This is a genomic window from Streptomyces sp. NPDC090106 (assembly GCF_044747265.1).
GTDB lineage: Bacteria > Actinomycetota > Actinomycetes > Streptomycetales > Streptomycetaceae > Streptomyces.
The window spans coordinates 52,204-68,827 of record NZ_JBIVDS010000016.1 but is presented as its reverse complement, the minus strand read 5'-3'; the positions used below and the strand labels follow the sequence as shown (position 1 = coordinate 68,827).

16 protein-coding genes are annotated in these 16,624 nt (G+C 70.0%); 11 read left to right on the top strand and 5 right to left on the bottom strand.

The features are described from left to right. Positions 1 to 27: 27 nt before the first annotated feature. Positions 28 to 258 carry a hypothetical protein gene (locus tag ACIPSE_RS39050; RefSeq protein ID WP_401672714.1) on the bottom strand — a complete coding sequence of 77 codons (231 nt, stop codon included), beginning with the start codon at positions 256 to 258 and terminating at the stop codon, positions 28 to 30. 238 nt (positions 259 to 496) lie between these two features. Between ACIPSE_RS39050 and ACIPSE_RS39045 the strand changes: the two genes are divergently transcribed. The 5 genes from ACIPSE_RS39045 (at position 497) to ACIPSE_RS39025 (ending at position 8,586) form a co-directional block, all read left to right on the top strand. Beyond that, positions 497 to 4,315: a M4 family metallopeptidase gene (locus ACIPSE_RS39045; RefSeq protein ID WP_401672712.1), complete on the top strand. Its 3,819-nt coding sequence runs from the start codon at positions 497 to 499 to the stop codon at positions 4,313 to 4,315. A 79-nt stretch (positions 4,316 to 4,394) separates the two neighbouring features. Next, entirely contained in the window at positions 4,395 to 5,423 is a 1,029-nt protein-coding gene (locus ACIPSE_RS39040) for a polyprenyl synthetase family protein (RefSeq protein ID WP_401672709.1), read from the top strand. Between the two features lie 314 nt (positions 5,424 to 5,737). Further along, complete coding sequence (locus ACIPSE_RS39035; RefSeq protein ID WP_401672705.1) at positions 5,738 to 6,784, top strand: aldo/keto reductase; 1,047 nt, start codon at positions 5,738 to 5,740, stop codon at positions 6,782 to 6,784. Between the two features lie 118 nt (positions 6,785 to 6,902). Further along, positions 6,903 to 7,721 (top strand): oxidoreductase, encoded by an 819-nt coding sequence (locus tag ACIPSE_RS39030; protein ID WP_401672702.1) that lies wholly within the window; start codon positions 6,903 to 6,905, stop codon positions 7,719 to 7,721. Between the two features lie 130 nt (positions 7,722 to 7,851). Beyond that, entirely contained in the window at positions 7,852 to 8,586 is a 735-nt protein-coding gene (locus ACIPSE_RS39025) for a TetR/AcrR family transcriptional regulator (protein ID WP_401672700.1), read from the top strand. Positions 8,587 to 8,609: 23 nt separating this feature from the next. On the opposite strand, the gene ACIPSE_RS39020 is transcribed toward ACIPSE_RS39025, so the two are convergent. Both ACIPSE_RS39020 and ACIPSE_RS39015 read right to left on the bottom strand, forming a co-directional pair. After that, entirely contained in the window at positions 8,610 to 9,074 is a 465-nt protein-coding gene (locus ACIPSE_RS39020; protein ID WP_401672697.1) for an acyl-CoA thioesterase, read from the bottom strand. Positions 9,075 to 9,321: 247 nt separating this feature from the next. Then, on the bottom strand, positions 9,322 to 9,684 hold the full coding sequence (locus ACIPSE_RS39015) for a hypothetical protein (protein WP_401672694.1): 363 nt from the start codon (positions 9,682 to 9,684) through the stop codon (positions 9,322 to 9,324). A 271-nt stretch (positions 9,685 to 9,955) separates the two neighbouring features. On the opposite strand from ACIPSE_RS39015, the gene ACIPSE_RS39010 reads away from it, so the two are divergent. Beyond that, complete coding sequence (locus tag ACIPSE_RS39010) at positions 9,956 to 10,927, top strand: alpha/beta fold hydrolase (protein ID WP_401672691.1); 972 nt, start codon at positions 9,956 to 9,958, stop codon at positions 10,925 to 10,927. 28 nt (positions 10,928 to 10,955) lie between these two features. On the opposite strand, the gene ACIPSE_RS39005 is transcribed toward ACIPSE_RS39010, so the two are convergent. Both ACIPSE_RS39005 and ACIPSE_RS39000 read right to left on the bottom strand, forming a co-directional pair. Next, positions 10,956 to 11,342: an ankyrin repeat domain-containing protein gene (locus tag ACIPSE_RS39005; protein ID WP_401672689.1), complete on the bottom strand. Its 387-nt coding sequence runs from the start codon at positions 11,340 to 11,342 to the stop codon at positions 10,956 to 10,958. Positions 11,343 to 11,468: 126 nt separating this feature from the next. Continuing rightward, positions 11,469 to 12,932 (bottom strand): catalase, encoded by a 1,464-nt coding sequence (locus tag ACIPSE_RS39000; protein WP_401672686.1) that lies wholly within the window; start codon positions 12,930 to 12,932, stop codon positions 11,469 to 11,471. A 200-nt stretch (positions 12,933 to 13,132) separates the two neighbouring features. Between ACIPSE_RS39000 and ACIPSE_RS38995 the strand changes: the two genes are divergently transcribed. The 5 genes from ACIPSE_RS38995 to ACIPSE_RS38975 all read left to right on the top strand — a co-directional run bounded on the left by ACIPSE_RS38995 (position 13,133) and on the right by ACIPSE_RS38975 (position 16,579). After that, the gene (locus ACIPSE_RS38995; RefSeq protein WP_401672684.1) at positions 13,133 to 13,654 is read left to right on the top strand and encodes a PGPGW domain-containing protein; all 522 of its coding nucleotides are present in this window, start codon (positions 13,133 to 13,135) and stop codon (positions 13,652 to 13,654) included. Between the two features lie 191 nt (positions 13,655 to 13,845). Then, positions 13,846 to 14,781 carry an SDR family NAD(P)-dependent oxidoreductase gene (locus tag ACIPSE_RS38990; protein WP_401672682.1) on the top strand — a complete coding sequence of 312 codons (936 nt, stop codon included), beginning with the start codon at positions 13,846 to 13,848 and terminating at the stop codon, positions 14,779 to 14,781. A 139-nt stretch (positions 14,782 to 14,920) separates the two neighbouring features. Next, complete coding sequence (locus ACIPSE_RS38985; RefSeq protein WP_401672680.1) at positions 14,921 to 15,640, top strand: alpha/beta hydrolase; 720 nt, start codon at positions 14,921 to 14,923, stop codon at positions 15,638 to 15,640. Between the two features lie 60 nt (positions 15,641 to 15,700). After that, complete coding sequence (locus ACIPSE_RS38980) at positions 15,701 to 16,333, top strand: TetR/AcrR family transcriptional regulator (protein WP_401672678.1); 633 nt, start codon at positions 15,701 to 15,703, stop codon at positions 16,331 to 16,333. A gap of 27 nt (positions 16,334 to 16,360) precedes the next feature. Beyond that, positions 16,361 to 16,579: a WhiB family transcriptional regulator gene (locus ACIPSE_RS38975; RefSeq protein WP_401672675.1), complete on the top strand. Its 219-nt coding sequence runs from the start codon at positions 16,361 to 16,363 to the stop codon at positions 16,577 to 16,579. The last annotated feature ends 45 nt before the right edge of the window (positions 16,580 to 16,624 follow it).

Here is a 16,624-nt window from a genome sequence, read left to right as displayed (position 1 = left end):
CCGTGCTTCCGGAACGGTAGGAGACGATCAGCGGCAGCCGGTCGCGGTGCGCGTCGTCGTACCTGCGGCGACGAGGCCGCTGACGTCGAACAACCTTCGGTCCAGGGTGCCTTGAGCCACGTACGGCAGGGCCTCGGTGGGGTACACGTGGAGGTCGTCGCCGGACTCCGTGACGTGGGCGTCGGCGCGGCCGTCGTCGTGGCGGTGAGCGGAACCGACACGGTGAGCAGGGCGGTGGCCACGACGACCGACGCACACCTACGGGCACCTGCGGGGGGAAGCCGAGGACGTGGCCGTACCTGTTGGAGTATCCCAACTGGCGTTGTGTGCGCAGTCATTGAGGGCATTGCCTGGCTGTGTACCGTGTGTTGATCATGTGAACTTTATCGCGGCCTTATACGTGTCTCCATCGAACCCCAGAAGAGGGGCGACCGGATGAAGCCGGCTGCACGGTGACCGAGCTTCCTCGTGGATACGTTCATGGGAGAACACATTCATGCTCTTCTTGCGAAGAGGCTGGTACATGGCCTGCCTGGCCCTGGCTGCCGCGCTGGCGGGCCTGGTGTCGGCCCTTGCGGCCGTGCAGGGCGCTCTGCGTGTGGTTGCCGCACATAGCAACACGTATTTCGATGTCCTCGTCGCGAAGTATCTCGATCCCGACCTCTCCGGGACGGTGGGAGGGCTCGTCGCGGGCACTGGGGTGCCGGTGCAATGGCACATGTCGCCGTTCAACGGTCACATCACGGCGCAGTGGGTCGTGGAGCAGCGGTCCGAGCTGGTACTGATCGCGGCCGGTCCGGTGGTCGGAGCCGCGGTCGTCGGGTGGGTCGTGGCCGCCGGTGCGAGGCGCCTGGCCCTTCCGAAGTGGCCGTTGCTGGTGGCCGCTTCGGGTGCCTTCGCCGTCCTGGCAAGTGCCGCGCAGATCGCGACGCGTGACACGCATGCCGTGATGGCGCTGTCCGCGTCCGCGAGGCTGACGGTCCTCGCCTCGGCGAGCTGGGCGCTGCTGATCGGGGGCGCGGTGGTGAGATTCCTGCCCGCCGGAGCGGCGCGGCCCCGCCAGCAGGCCGTGCGGGCCCGCCGGCACACGGAGCGGGCCGTCGCGGTGGGCGCCGCAGTGGTCACCGTCGCTTCACTGATGTCCGCGGGTGCCGCTGTGGCCCGCCCGCAGGACGAGGCAGGCGGCCACCAGGGGAAGTGGCACCGTCCTGGTGTCAACGACGCGCTGAAGTCCCTCAAGGACGAACCGGGCACCAAGCTCAGGTCGGTGGACGACCCACGGACGGGCGTCCCGGCCAACCTGGCCGGACTGCGCAGCACGTTGCCCGCGAAGGGCGTTGCGGGCTGGCTGGACGACCACGCAAAGGTCTTCGGAGTCACGGGCACCGACGGCATCCTGACGCCGAAGAAGGCGGACGAGCGCCTTCAGGTGCCCGACCCGACTGGGGCGCGGCACTTCTGGTACAACCAGGAACTGGGCGGTGTGCCGGTCTACGGAGCCGAGATCGGCGTGCATGTCGACAAGGCCGGCAAGGAGGTCACGGCTGTTTCGAACGCGCTGCGGCCGGACCTCGTCGCCCCGGCGTCCACGACTCCGAAGCTCAGCCGTGCGGCGGCGGTGAAGAAGGCCGGCGACGCCGTACCCGACGCGGAGAAGCCCGCCCGCGCCCCGGAACTGGTGGTGTACGCGGGCACGGCGCAGCCGGGAGTGGACGCCAAGGCCGTTCTGGCCTGGCAGGTCGACCTGTCCAGCAGGTCGGGCACCGCCGAGCGGATCTTCGTCGACGCGCTCGGCTCCAAGGGCATCGTCGGGACCGAGCCCCGGTCGGAGACCGCCCTGAACCGGACGATCATCGACGCGCAGCACACGAGCAACAACGGGAAGACCGTGCGCGTCGAGGGCGGTCCCGAGACCGGTGACCGCGACGCGGACCGCGCCTACTCCCAGACCGGCGTCGTGTACACCCACTTCAGGGACAGGTACGGCCGCGACAGCATCGACGGCGCCGGAATGCCCCTGGTGGCGGAGGTCCACGTGGGCCAGAAGTGGGTCAACGCACAGTGGGACCTCAACGCCCACAAGATGGAGTACGGCGACGGCATGCTCTCGCAGGACGTCACCGGGCACGAGATGATGCACGGCATCACCGAGGCCACAGCAGCACTCCCGTACAGCTTCCAGACGGGGGCGCTGAACGAGAGCATCTCCGACTTCTTCGGTGAGATGGCCGAGAGGTCCCGCAATGCCCGCGAGCCGGACTGGCTCGTCGGTTCGGAGTTGGACGTTTCCGGGCCCTTCCGGGACATGATCCATCCGGAGGATCACGGCCAGCCCAACTCGATGAGCCAGTACGTGCTGAAGTGCGGGGACTACGGCGGGGTCCACACCAACAGCGGCATCATCAACAAGGCCTTGTGGAACATGGCCAACAAGATCGGCACCGACTACGCCGAAGACGTCCTCTGGCGGGCCGTCACCGTCTACATGACCACCGGGACCCGCTTCGCGCAGGCCGCGCAGGTCATGGTCGAGGCGTCGGCGGACCTCTACGGTCTCTACCACCCCCGTACGGCCTCCGTCCACGCCGCATTCCGTGAGGTGGGCATCGACACGGACACCAGGGACCCCCGGCCTCCGGGCTGCTCCGGCGGTGCCACCACCAACTGCTTGACCGTGGACACGATCAGCGCGAACGCCGGGGCACTCGCCCCGGGAGGCGCTGGTCTGAACGAGGTGATCGGCTCCCTCATCCACACGTACAACGTCTCCACGATCACCTCGTCGCCGGCGATCAGCTACTACAGCAACCTCTACCTGGAGAACCGGGACACGTTCGAGAAGAACCTCGCCATCGAAGGGGATCTCCTCGACCAGTTCACAAAGACCGTGCAGGTCTGGCACCCCGTTCTGGACTCGATCGGAACAGGGGAGGGGGACACGGTCGTCATCACCCAGGAACAGATCGACTCGGCCAACGCCCTCGCCGACCAGACCGTGATCGCAGCCGAGGCGCAGGGCATACCGACATTCGCGAAGCTGGTCACGAGGGAACGGCAGCGCTTCGTCGCCCAGGAGACAGTGGGCCTCACCGTGAACCAGGCGATCGCCTACCTGGACGGTACGGTTCCCCCGGCGCAGCCTGAAACGCCCGCCCCGGCGGCCACCTCGCTGGCGGCCACCTTCAACAACGTGTCCGTCACCCAGGACGGGGCCTCCGCCGCCGGCAGTGTCGACGGCGCCGGCAACAGCTACTCCGCGCAGGCCCTGCAGGCAGCCGGAGTGACGCCCGGTTCCAGCATCGCCCACGGCGGTGTCGCCCTGACATGGCCCGCCACCGCAGGCACCGGCAAGGCGGACAACACCGTCGCCAACGGCCAGACCATCGCCGTCACCGGCAGCGGAGACACCCTGGGCTTCCTGGTGTCCGCCACGGCCGGCGCGGCGAGCGGCCAGGGCAAGGTCTACTACGACGACGGCACCGTCCAGACCTTCGACCTCGGCAGCCCCAACTGGACTGATACGACCAGTGAAGCGGCCGTCACCACCGCCTACCAGAACACGGCGGACAACGGGTCACGGCAGCTGCCCGGCACGGTCCACTACGCGGGGGTGAAACTGCAGTCCGGCAGGACCCCGGTCAGCGTCAAACTGCCTCAGATCAGCGAGCAGCCCACACCGGACACCCCGGCCCTGCACGTCTACGCCATGGGGCTGGGCAACATCGCACAGAGCCTGACGGACGCCTTCAACAACGTCGCCGTCACCCACGACACCGCCACCCAGTACGGCGACGTGGACGGCTGGGGCAGCAGCTTCTCCGCCGAGGCCCTGGCCGCCGCGGGCGCGAGTCCGGGCGGCAAGGTCAGCCGCAACGGGCTCGTCTTCACCTGGCCCGCCACCGCCGGAGCCACGTCGACCCTCGGTACGTACACCGTCGGCGCGCTCGACAACGCCCTCGCCTCCGGCCAGACCATCGCCGTCGACGGCACCCGGGGAGGCACCCTGGGCTTCCTCGTCGCGTCGGCCTACGGACCCGCCAGTGGCACCGCCACCATCCGCTACTCGGACGGCACCAGCCAGCAGTTCACGCTGAACGGGCCCGACTGGTTCAACACGTCCGGTGACGTCGCCGTCAAGTCCGCCTACCAGAACCGGCAGAACAACCAGAAGTATGCCCAGCCCGGCTACATCCACTATGTCGGTGTGACCCTGCAGTCCGGGAAGACGCCGGTCAGCGTCACGCTGCCCGACATCAGCAAGGTGCTGGCCGCAGATGTCCCGGCCCTGCACGTGTTCGCCATGACCCGCGGCTGACAGCCGCCCCAACCATCCAGCCGTCCCAACCATCCGGCCGGCGCGGGACATCCGCGCCGGCCGGACCTGTGAGGTACAGATGAACGACAAGGAAGCCGGTGCGCCCTCCCCTTCCCGGGGCATCGGTCTGCGTATCCGCCATCGGCGACTGCACCGCCGGATCACCGGGCAACTGGCCTCGGTCGAGAACGTACTGCTCGATTCCGCCAAGAGCGACATACCCCTGCTCGGTGAGGCGGCCGAGCATCTGATCAAGGCGGGCGGGAAGCGCCTGCGTCCGGCCCTCACTCTTCTTGCCGCGCAGTTCGGAGACCCGTACGCACCCGGTGTGGTCGAAGCGGCGGCAGCGGTGGAACTGACACACCTCGCGACGCTGCATCACGACGACGTCATGGACCAGGCGCCGGTACGGCGCGACGTGCCCAGCGTCAACGCCCGATGGGGCAACCTGGTCGCCGTTCGTTCGGGGGACTTCCTGCTCAGCCGCGCCGCCCAACTCGTCGCAGCCATCGGGGAGCACGCCATCCGTGCCCAGGAGGGAGTCATCAGCCGCCTGGTCAGGGGCCAGGCACTGGAACTGAGCGGCCCGGGCCCGGGCGATGACCCCGTGGCGCACTACATGGACGTCATCGGAGACAAGACGGGCTCGCTCATCGCTCTGGCTGCACGGCTCGGCGCCCTGCTCTCCGGCGCCGACCAGGAGACGGTGGCACGCTTCAGCGAGTTCGGTGAGCGTATCGGTGTCGTCTTCCAGCTGGCGGACGACATCATCGACATCCAGGGCGGATCGTCGGGCAAGACCGCGGGCACGGATCTGCTGCACGGAGTGCCCACCCTGCCCGTCCTGATGCTCAAGTCACGGTGGGCCGACGGCACCGGCCCGCAGGACGCCCGGCTCCGGGTGTTGATCGGGGAAGGCCCGACCACCAGGGAGCAGCGTCACGAGGCCCTGACCCTGCTGAGGCGGCACCCCGTCCTTGCCGAAGCCCGCGCCTACACCTGTGACCAGGCCAGGAAGGCGGCCGGAATCCTCGCTCAACTGCCACCCTGCGATGCGAAGGACGCCTTGGACGACCTGTGCGGCACGCTGGCCGGACGCATGGCGTGAACCGGCCGCCTCGTGGTCGGTGGTTGGGCCGAGGACACGTGTGCGTGCGGTGAGCAGTCCGGTGCAGTTGCTGATCGCCTTCTCGGTGTCACCGGCCTCGCCCAGGCAGTAGGCCAGGTCGTTGCGGGTGGCGAGGGTGTCGGGGGGCGGGGGAGGGGGCCGGACGACGTATCGCCGCAGTGGTGACACTCCTCACCGTGAACCTCCACAGCTCGACAAGAGGCCAGTGGGATCTTAAGGTCGAAGACGTAAAGGTCCAGCGGCCTCTTATTCGGGTGCCGGGCCGACGGAACGAGACGAAGGCGGTCCAGGCCATGAACGCAGCCTCCGAGAGGGCGGCCCGTACGCCGCTGGGCGCCTCCGGAATCTCGGTGCGGCCCGTCGGGCTGGGGCTCATGGGGATGTCGCAGTTCTACGGAACGGCGGACCCGGACACCTCGGTCGCCACCATCCGCGAGGCCGTCGAGACGGGCGTGGAACTCTTCGACACCTCGGACTACTACGGGGCCGGCAGCGCCACCCCGGGCCGGCCGGTCGCGGGCTTCGGCCACAACGAGCGACTGCTGGGCCGGGCGCTCCAGGGCCGCCGGGACCGCGCGGTCGTCGCGACCAAGTTCTCCGCGCGCCCCGGCCCGGACGGCCGCAGCTTCTTCGACGGCCGCCCCGAGTACGTGAAGTCCGCCTGCGAGGCCAGCCTGAAGCGGCTCGGCACGGACCGGATCGACCTGTACTACTACCACCGGCTGGACCCCGACGTCCCCGTCGAGGACACCGTGGGCGCCATGGCCGCACTCGTCGCCGAGGGCAAGGTCCGTGCGATCGGCCTGAGCGAGGTCTCCGCGGACGTCCTGCGGCGGGCCCACGCGGTCCACCCCGTCGCCGCGCTCCAGAGCGAGTACTCGTTGTGGGAACGCGGCATCGAAGCCGAGGTGCTCCCGGAGTGCCGGCGCCTGGGCGTCACCCTGGTGCCCTACAGCCCGCTGGGCCGCGGCATGCTCACCGGAACCCTGCGCCGGGGAGCGGACTTCGGCCTCGACGACTTCCGCTCCACGCTGCCCAGGTTCCAGGGCGACAACTTCGAGCACAACCGCCGACTGGTCGACGCACTCGAGGAGTTCGCCGCGAGCACCGGTCACACGCCCGGCCAGATCGCCCTCGCCTGGCTGCTGGCCAGGCACCACGACATCGTCCCGATCCCCGGCTCCCGACGTCCGGCCTACATCCGCGCGAACCTCGCGGCCACCTCGGTCCGGCTCAGCGCCGACGACACGGCCCACCTGGACGCCCTCTTCGACCCCGCACGCGTCAGGGGAGGCCGCTACGGAGCCCTCAACGTCCTCGCACCCGAGACCGACTCCTGAAACGGCCGACATCGACGGCGGCTTCCTCGTCCGACCCCCGCACCTCCCTTCTCGACATCCCCTCTTCGACACCCCACTTCTCCATACCTCCCTCCCGGACAGAAACAGAGGCATCACCATGAGCAGGACCTGGCTGATCACCGGAAGCTCCCGCGGACTGGGCCGCGCCATCGCCGAGGCCGTCCTCGCGGCCGGCAACAACCTGGTCGCCACTGCGCGGCGCACCGAACCCCTCAAGGACCTCGTCGAGCAGTACGGCGACCGGGTCCGGCTGGTCACCCTGGACGTGACCGACGCCGAAGCGTCCCGACAGGCCGTGCGGGCCGCGGTGGACGCCTTCGGCCGCCTGGACGTCGTCGTGAACAACGCCGGCTACGCCGACATGGCCGCCATCGAGGACATGTCCGACCAGGCTTTCCGCGACCAGATCGATGCCAACCTCTTCGGCGTCGTCAACGTCACCCGCGCCGCCCTCCCCGTCCTGCGTGAGCAGGGCTCCGGCCACATCATCCAGATCTCCTCCGTCGGCGGCCGGGTGGGTGTGCCGGGTCTCGGCGCCTATCAGACGGCCAAGTGGGCTGTGGGCGGCTTCTCCGAGGTCCTCGCCAAGGAGGTGGCCCCCCTCGGTATCAAGGTCACCGTCGCCGAGCCGGGCGGCATGCGCACCGACTGGGCGGGCTCCTCCATGGCCACCCCGCCGGTCAGCGCGCCGTACGAGCAGGTGGTGGGCGGTGCCATCGCCGGCATCCGTAGCCAGGACGGCAAGCAGCCGGGCGACCCGGCCCGGATCTCGCGGATCCTCCTCGACGTCGTGGAGGCCGAACAGCCGCCCCTGCGTCTGCTGCTCGGCAAGGACGCCGTCCAGGTCGGCCGGTCCGTCGCCGAGACCCTCGCCGCCGGGGACGCCGAGTGGCGGCACGTGAGCGAGTCCGTGTGACCCGAGCGACCGGACCCGGCGTCCGGGTCTGTCGGTGCCGTCCCGGCCAGGGGGCGGCACCGACGGGGCTTAGGGTTGCCGCGGACGGCACCGGACCTGGGCCGCGAGGAAGTTCCCTGGGGAAACGACGATGACAGACGACCGGGCGACCGGCTTTCAGCGCGCGCGCAGCGCCGAGCAGCGGGAGATCCGCAAGCAGGCCATCCTCGACGCCGCGACACAGCTCCTGGGCGAGATGCCGGTCAGCGAGATCAGCCTGCGTGAGCTGAGCCGCCGGGTCGGGCTGTCGAAGACCAACGTCGTGCGCTACTTCGAGACCAGGGAAGCGGTCTTCTTCGAACTGCTCAACCGGTCCCTCGCCCGGTGGATCGAGGAGCTGTCCGCCGAACTGGCGGCCACGGACGCTTCCTCGGCCGACATCGCGTCCTCGGCCGACATCGCGTCCTCGGCCGACATCGCGTCCTCGGCGGACAGGGCGTCCTCCGCGGTGGTCACGGACACTCTCGCCCGGTCGCTGGCCCGGCGCCCCCTGCTGTGCGACCTGTTCAGCGCGTTGGGGTCCGAGCTGGAACGCAACATCTCGGCCGACGCGGCGCGCGAGTTCAAGCTCGCCCATGTCCGACTGCTGCGCGAACTGGCCGAGTTGCTGCGACGGCACATCGCCGGACTGACCCCGGACACGGCCCGCGAGCTGGTCTCCCTGGCCGTCGTCTACACAGCCGGGCTCTGGCCGTTCGCCCACCCCTCGGACGCGGTCGCCGAGGCCCAGCGGGACCCCGGACTCATCGACACGAAGGTCGACTTCCCCGCCATGCTCGGCCGTGCCCTGCACCTCGCCGTCACCGGGCTGCTGCGGTCCCGGTGACATAGCCGGCCGAGAGGCCGGACTCAGCCCTGGTCCCGGGGCCGTCCGATGATCCGCGCGATCTCGTGAACCCGCTCCGACCACTTCGTGGGCGTCAGGGTGGCGGGGTCCAGCCTGACCACGGTGCGGGTGCCGTGCGCGTACGTCGTCCCGCCGTCGGCGGAGCACACCCGGTACCCCGCGGTCGCGGAGCTGCCGCCCACACGCTCCATCCACAGGTGCACGGCGTGCTCGCCCAGCTCGGTCAGCGGGAAGTCGAAGGTGATCTCGAACGACTTGATCACATGGAAGCCGTCTCCCTCCAGGCCCCGGTCGCCGCCCAGACCCTGTCCCCTCCAGTAGTCGTTCCAGGCCCGGTCGACCAGAACCGCGTAGCGGCTGTTGTGCAGCATCCGCATCGGGTCCAGTTCGTCGAAGTGGACCCGCACGGGGATCAGGACTCCGAAGTCGATCCCCGGTGTGTCGGTGCTCTGCGCGGTGGGAGTCATCGTGCCTCTTCCTGGGCCGTCGGCATCTTCGCACGGACGACACTCCCCGAGGACAACACATGTCGCGGCGAGGTCGATACGTGCCGAAGGTATGTGTTTGCAGGATACAAGCCGTCCTCGGCTCGTCGTGACACCCAGGTGTGCCGATACGGACCGCGCCCCGGCCTCGGACACAGGTCCGCCGTGGTCCGGCCGGGAGAACTCGCCTCCCGGTCGGACCACGGCGGCACGGGACGTCCGGAGCCCGTTACGACGCCGGGACCACCCGGTAGCTCAGCATCGCCCACGGCAGGTCGGTCTGGGTCAGCGTTCCGCTGCGCCACGGGGTGGCGCCGGTGCAGCCGGCCCCGGAGTAGAGCTCCACGGAGGCGGCCCCGTCGGCGATCTGGATCGACTTCGCCGCCGTCGGCAGTGTGTGGCAGGTGCCGAGGTCACCGAGGTCGACCGTGGTGACCGAACCCGTCCCGGTGGTGCCGGAGTAGAGATACGCGCCCGCCTGCAGCGCGGGCCAGCCGGCGGCGTTCGCCGCGCCCGCGCCGAGTCCGGTCAGTGCGGCTGCCATGGCCGTGGTGGCGACAGCGGTACGGAGTTTCGCCCTGGGGGTGAACATGCAACCCACCCTTTCCTGTGTGTGCCGGCACCTGGGAAGACACCGACTCGACTGTTCCGGTCGTAGGTCACCGAGGATTCTTGCATGTTCAACCATGTTTGTGGAGTGCTTGGCCGCCGCAGATACCTATGCCGTCGAGCGACGCACGGTGGGGGCGTCTCCTTGACAGGCAAACTTCGCGCGAGCATTCTCGTAACCTGCTGGAGCGGTGACGCATAGTGGGTATGTATGCATGTGTCTCCCACATCCGGATCGAACACCAGGAAGCGACATGAGCAGCAGACGGCGACCGACCCAGGCCATGACGGCGAAGACGGTGACGGCGGGAGTGGCCGGTCCCGGTCTGGGACCCCTGCGGCACACCCGTACCGACCTGCTCGACATCGCGTATCACGACGTGGGCCCGGCACACGGCAGACCGGTACTGCTCCTGCACGGCTGGCCCTTCAGCCCGGTCGGCTCCTACGCCGAGGTGGCGCCCGCCCTCGCGGCCCGCGGCTACCGCTGCTACATCCCCTACCTGCGCGGCCACGGCGCCACCCGGTTCCGGCACGCGGACACCTTCCGCTCCGGCGAACAGGCGGCGCTAGGGCAGGACCTGATCGACTTCATGGACGCCCTGCGCATCCCCCAGGCCCTCTTCGCCGGATACGACTGGGGTGGGCGGGCCGGTGATGTCGCCGCGGCGCTGTGGCCGGAGCGCTGCACGGGCCTGGCCTCCGTGAACGGCTATCTCGTCCAGAACCTCGCCGTGGCCCGGGAACCGCTGGCGCCCGCGCTGGAGGAGGGCTACTGGTACTTCTTCTACTTCAGCACCGAGCGCGGCCGGCAGGGACTCCAGCGCAACCGGGAGGACCTGGCACGCGTCGTCTGGCACCGCAACTCGCCCGAGTGGCGTTTCACCGAGGCCGAGTTCGAGGAGGCGGCACGGCTGTGGAGCAACCCCGACTACGTCGACGTGGTCATCCACAGCTACCGCCACCGCCTCGCCGTGGCCCCCGGTGACCCCCGTTACGCGGAGCTGGAGCGCAGGCTGCTGGACCTGCCGAAGATCACCGTCCCCGCCGTCACCCTGGACGGCCAGGCCGACGGGGTCATCCCGCCGACCGACGGCAGCGGCTACGCGGCGCACTTCGCCGGCCCCTGGACCCACCACGTCGTCCCGAACGCCGGCCACAACCTCCCCCAGGAACAGCCGGGCGCGTTCACCGCGGCGGTCCTGGAAGCCGACGCGATGGGCTGACCGCCAGGCGCCGAGGTGCCGGGGCCGTTCAGTCGGTCAGCAGGTGGGCGCGGCCGAACAGGGTCGCGGCGGCGCGCGCGGTCGGTGTACCGGCGTCCAGGTCCGCGCCCGCCCGCCGCAGCACCGCCACCACGTCGTCCGCGCCCTTGAACAGGGCACCCGCCACAGGGGCCTGGTCCCGTGAGTTGCGCAGGTCCGGGTCGGCGCCGAGCCCGACCAGCGTGCTCACGGTGCCGGCATGACCGTGATAGGCGGCGAGCATCAGGAGGGTGTTCCCGGCCTCGTCGCTCACGTTCACCGGGAGCCCGTGCGCCACGAACTCCACCAGCTGCTCGGTGTCGCCCTCACGTGCCAGGTCCAGGGCGACGGCCACCACCCGCCGCGTCTGCTCCGGACTCAGGCCACCACTCGACATGCGTACATCCTCCTGATCATGCGGTCGCCCTCCACCCCGGCACGGACGGTTCACGCACGCGCGCCGGGGCGGGGGAGCGACCGGGGGTGAGACGGCCCGGGCCGACCCCGTCGCCGCCGGTCGTGGTCAGAGGCTTCCGGTGGCCAGCGCCTCGATCGCCTTGCGGACGCCCTCGCCGTAAGCCGGGTCGGCCTGTGTGCAGTGGGCGATGTGCCGTTCGACGGTCCGCCGGGACGCGCCGTCGATCGCGCGTGCCGTGTTCTCGAAGAGGGTCTGGCGCTGCTCGGGGCTCATGAGACGGAACAGGTCACCGGGCTGCTCGAAGTAGTTGTCGTCGTCCGCGCGGAAGTCGAACCGGTCGGCGACGGCGCCCACGGCCCAGTGGGGCTCACGGTAGGCGGGCTGTTCCTGCCAGCGCCCGTAGGAGTTGGGCTCGATACCCGGAGTGGAGCCCTGGTTGCCGTCGACCCGCATGGCGCCGTCGCGATGGTAGGAGTTCACCGGGTTCTTCGGGGCGTTGACGGGGATCTGGTGGTGGTTCACACCGAGCCGGTAGCGCTGGGCGTCGCCGTAGGAGAACAACCGGCCCTGGAGCATCCGGTCGGGGGAGAAGCCGATGCCCGGGACGACGTTCGCCGGGCTGAAGGCGGCCTGCTCGACGTCGGCGAAGTAGTTCTCGGGGTTGCGGTTGAGCTCCCACTCGCCGACCTCGATCAGCGGGTAGTCCTTCTTCGACCAGACCTTGGTGAGGTCGAAGGGGTGGAAGCGGTAGCTCGCCGCGTCGGCCTCCGGCATGACCTGGATGAACAGCTTCCACTTCGGGAAGTCGCCGTTCTCGATCGCGTCGTAGAGGTCGCGCTGGTGGGACTCGCGGTCCTTGCCGACAAGGGCTTCGGCCTCGGCGTCGGTGAGGTTCCGGACGCCCTGCCGGGTGCGGTGGTGGAACTTGACCCAGAACCGCTCGCCGTCGGCGTTGACCAGGCTGTACGTGTGCGAGCCGAAGCCGTGCATGTGCCGGTACGAGGCCGGGATCCCCCGGTCGGACATCACGATCGTGATCTGGTGCAGGGCCTCGGGGAGGTTGGTCCAGAAGTCCCAGTTGTTCTCGGCGTCACGGAGGTTGGTGCGCGGGTCGCGCTTCACCGCGTGGTTGAGGTCGGGGAACTTCAGCGGGTCGCGGAAGAAGAACACCGGGGTGTTGTTCCCGACCAGGTCCCAGTTGCCCTCGTCCGTGTAGAACTTCAGGGCGAAGCCACGGATGTCGCGCTCGGCGTCGGCGGCCCCGCGCTCGCCCGCGACCGTGGAGAACCGGGTGAACAGCTCGGTCTGCTTGCCGATCTCGGAGAAGATGCCGGCGCTCGTGTACCGCGTGATGTCGTGGGTGACGGTGAAGGTGCCGAAGGCGCCCGAACCCTTGGCGTGCATCCGGCGTTCCGGGATCACCTCGCGGTCGAAGTGGGCGAGTTTCTCCAGGAACCACACGTCCTGCAGCAGCATCGGGCCCCGCGGTCCGGACGTGAGGGAGTTCTGGTTGTCGGGGACCGGCGCGCCGGCCGCCGTCGTCAGCGGCTTCTGGTTGTCCTCGGGCATGTTCGCTCCTCGCTGAGTGCGTCTCGGGTGTTCAAGGTGTGACGGTGGCCGCCCTGCCATGTGTCCATACCGGCGACACGTGGGCATACCGTACACCGAGTCACCTCCTTGACTGGTGATGCGTCTCGACGAACAATGGCATACACATCCGATCGACGACACCCACACGTCTGCGACAGCGCGACGGGACGGAGGGCGACATGCGCAAGGACACCGAGGGGGACACGCGCAGTGACGCCGAGGACGTCATGTGCAAAGGCATCGAGGGACACCCGCGCAAGAGCAATGCCGCGCGCCGCGCACTAGTGCTGGTCGCGGGCGGTGCGCTGCTCGTGACAGGTGTGGCGTTGCTCGTGCTGCCGGGACCGGGCCTGCTGCTCGTCCTCGCCGGCCTGCTGGTCCTCTCCCGCGAGTTCCCCTTCTTCGCCCGGTACGTCGATCCGGTGCGGGACCGCGCCCTGCGTGCCGCCGCGGACAGCGTCGCCTCGCCCCTTCGGCTCGCGGTATCCGCCCTGGCCGGCGTGGGGTTGATCGCGGCGGGTCTCGTCTGGGGACTGCGTCCCCGGCTGCCGTTCGGGGGCTGGGCCGCGGGCACCGGGCTGATGCTGTCCGGACTGATCCTCCTCGCGCTCCTGGTGTGGAGCCACCGCAGAGCCCGGCGGACCCGGTCCGACCACCGGACTCACACCGACACGGAAACATCCCCGGTGCACACCGGCTGAGCCGGCGCCGCCCGGCCGCCCGCCCCAGCCCGGCGGGAAACACGTACATGCACCCAAGGTCTCCTCGCTCACCCTCCAGGACGATGGCAGACTTCATATCTGAACACGCTGTATGGTTGCTCGCACGGACACGACATGTGAGTCATGCGTCGGTCACGAACACCTCTCCCTCTGAAGGCACGGGCACAGGTATGAAGCTGACAACCACTCCGTTCGGCACACGCGCCACCGCGGCGGAGGTCATCGACGGGGTCGATCTGAGCGGGCGCAGGATGATCGTCACCGGCGGGGCCTCCGGCCTCGGTACCGAGACGGTGCGCGCGCTCGCCGGCGCGGGCGCGCAGGTGACCATCGCCACCCGCAACCCCGCCATCGCCCAGCCCTTGGTCGAGGAACTGCCCGGTACGCGGGCCGTCGCACTCGACCTCTCCGACCTGGACTCCGTCCGTGCCTTCTGCGCCGACTGGAGGGGACCGGTCGACGCGCTCGTCGCCAACGCCGGCGTGATGATGCTCCCGACGCGGCAGGTCAACGCACAGGGCTGGGAGATGCAGCTCGCCACCAACCACCTCGGCCACTTCGCCCTCGCCGCCGGTCTGCGCCCCGCGCTCCAGGCGGCCGAGCGGCCCCGTGTCGTCCTGCTCAGCTCCGGCGCCCAGCTGCGGGCCGGATTCGACTTCGACGACCCGCAGTTCGACCGGCAGCCCTACGACCCGTTCCTCGCCTACGCCCGGTCGAAGACCGCCGACGTGCTGCTCGCCGTCGGGATCAGCCGCCGCTGGGCCGAGTACGGCATCTCCGCCAACGCCTGCGCACCGGGATGGATCCACACCAACCTCACGCGGCACATGGACGCGGCCACCCTGCGGGCCCTCGGCGCCATGGACGCGGACGGCAACCTCCTGACGCCGGACTACTACAAGACCCCGGCCCAGGGTGCCGCCACCGCCGTACTGCTGGCCGCGTCCCCGTTCGTCGACGGAGTGACCGGACGGTACTTCGAGGACAACCAGGAGGCGGAGGTCGTCGACGGCGGCCCCGAGGTGATGGCCGGCGTGGCGAAGTGGTCGGTCGACCCCGCCGCCGCCGACCGCCTGTGGGAGCTCGCGTCGCCTCTGACGGACTGACGCCCGAGACCGCACCGCCGACACGGCACCGGTGTACGGACGTTCGCACAGACAAGTCGCCGTACCGGACGGCGGCCGTACAGGGACAACCGCCGTACAGGACAACGCCGTGCAGGACAGACGAAGGGACTTTCCCGAGATGAACGACCGCACGCGCACCCCCGAGTTCCTCCTCGTACACGGTGCGTGGCATGGCTCGTGGTGCTGGCGCGAGATCCAGGACGCCCTCGCCGAGCGCGGCTGGACCAGCCACACCGTCGATCTGCCGAGCGTCGTGCCCGAGGGGTCCGAGGGGTCCGAGGGAAGGCTTCCCGGACTGCTCGACGACGCCCGGGTGATCCGCGAGAAGATCGACTCCCTCGAAGCACCGCTGGTGGTCGTCGGACACTCCTACGGCGGAGCCCCGGTCACCCAGGCCGCCGCGGGATCCGCCAAGACGGCCCACCTCGTCTACGTCGCCGCCTTCGCCCTGGACGAGGGGGAGAGCCTGATGACGTGTTTCGGCGGTGAACAGCCGGACCTCGCCGCGGTGGAAGGTGTCATCCCGGTCAGGGAGGACCCGGCGACGACGCTCTACAACGACGTGCCCGAGGACAAGAGGGACGCCGCGCTGGCACGGCTGCTGCCCCAGAGCGCGCTGTCCTTCGCCGAGCCGGTGAACCGGGCGGCGTGGGCGAGCATTCCCTCCAGCTATGTCGTCTGCGACGACGACCGCAGCCTGCCCCCGGAGTACCAGAAGCCGTTCGCCGAGCGGACCGGCACCACGTACCACCTGCCCTGCGGCCACACCCCGCTGCTGTCCATGACCGGCGAACTGGCCGATATCCTCGACCGGATCGCGCGGGACTCGGTGGCATAGGGCGGCCGTGGACACATTCCGGAGCGGCGGCTTCGCGCACGAAGGACCGGAAGGCGTTCGATGAGACCTGTGACCCGACGGCAGGCGGACCACCATGCCGCGCGCTCCGCCGCGACCCGGGAACAGGTGATCCGCGCCCTGGAGCGGCTGCTCGACTCCGGCGAGGCCTTCTCCGAGATCAGCGTCCAGCGGCTCCTGGAGGAGGCGGGCGTCTCCCGGGCCACCTTCTACGCCCACTTCCCTCGCAAGTCGGACGTGCTCGTACGGCTCAGCGACGAGCTGCGGGAGTCGTTGCTGGAGCTGGCCCGGCAGTGGCAGCCGGGCCAGGGGGAGGACGGGGCCGACCGTTTCGCCCGGTTCTTCGAGGAGGTCATCACGATCCACCGGGCCCACCAGGGCGTGATCACCGCCCTCCGCGAAGCGGCGTCCTACGACGCCGCCGTGGGCGACTTCTACACCGCGAACCTGGAGGGGTTCGACGCGACGGTGCTGGCGACGCTGCGCTCGGAACAGGCCGACGGCTCCACCCCCGCCGACGTCGACGCGGTCGCCGCCAGTCGCGTCATCGTCTGGGGAGGCGCTCAGGCGATCGCTCATCACATCGCGGTCGACGACGGCGGCGGAGACGCCGCCCTCGCCCGCGAACTCGCCCTGATCTGGTGGCACGGCGCCTTCCGCCGCCCCGCGGGCTGAACCCTCAACTCCCCTTCGTAGCCCGAGTTGTTCTTCCCCATCGGCGACACGGGTCCGTCGCTGACGCAGATCGTGGAGGCCAAGGCCGTGTGCGGGTACCGCGCCGTCGTCGAACCCTGCCTGGAGTGGGCGCTGGAGCGCCACGAGGTCCACGGCATCCGGGGCGCGACGACCGAGGCCGAACGCCGCCGGCCGCACCGGGCCGCCGCCCGACCGGTGGCCCGTACCGCTCTGGCACAGGCCTGATCCGGTGCCGGGCGCACGGCACAGGACGCGCGACGGCCTCCGCAC

Coding starts and splice junctions, on each gene's coding strand:
- ACIPSE_RS38995 (WP_401672684.1), top strand. CDS start 13,133: ATGCGCAAGGACACCGAGGGGGACACGCGCAGTGACGCCGAGGACGTC.
- ACIPSE_RS38980 (WP_401672678.1), top strand. CDS start 15,701: ATGAGACCTGTGACCCGACGGCAGGCGGACCACCATGCCGCGCGCTCC.
- ACIPSE_RS39035 (WP_401672705.1), top strand. CDS start 5,738: ATGAACGCAGCCTCCGAGAGGGCGGCCCGTACGCCGCTGGGCGCCTCC.
- ACIPSE_RS38985 (WP_401672680.1), top strand. CDS start 14,921: ATGAACGACCGCACGCGCACCCCCGAGTTCCTCCTCGTACACGGTGCG.
- ACIPSE_RS39005 (WP_401672689.1), bottom strand. CDS start 11,342: ATGTCGAGTGGTGGCCTGAGTCCGGAGCAGACGCGGCGGGTGGTGGCC.
- ACIPSE_RS38990 (WP_401672682.1), top strand. CDS start 13,846: ATGAAGCTGACAACCACTCCGTTCGGCACACGCGCCACCGCGGCGGAG.
- ACIPSE_RS39000 (WP_401672686.1), bottom strand. CDS start 12,932: ATGCCCGAGGACAACCAGAAGCCGCTGACGACGGCGGCCGGCGCGCCG.
- ACIPSE_RS39015 (WP_401672694.1), bottom strand. CDS start 9,684: ATGTTCACCCCCAGGGCGAAACTCCGTACCGCTGTCGCCACCACGGCC.
- ACIPSE_RS39025 (WP_401672700.1), top strand. CDS start 7,852: ATGACAGACGACCGGGCGACCGGCTTTCAGCGCGCGCGCAGCGCCGAG.
- ACIPSE_RS39030 (WP_401672702.1), top strand. CDS start 6,903: ATGAGCAGGACCTGGCTGATCACCGGAAGCTCCCGCGGACTGGGCCGC.
- ACIPSE_RS39045 (WP_401672712.1), top strand. CDS start 497: ATGCTCTTCTTGCGAAGAGGCTGGTACATGGCCTGCCTGGCCCTGGCT.
- ACIPSE_RS39010 (WP_401672691.1), top strand. CDS start 9,956: ATGAGCAGCAGACGGCGACCGACCCAGGCCATGACGGCGAAGACGGTG.
- ACIPSE_RS39020 (WP_401672697.1), bottom strand. CDS start 9,074: ATGACTCCCACCGCGCAGAGCACCGACACACCGGGGATCGACTTCGGA.
- ACIPSE_RS39040 (WP_401672709.1), top strand. CDS start 4,395: ATGAACGACAAGGAAGCCGGTGCGCCCTCCCCTTCCCGGGGCATCGGT.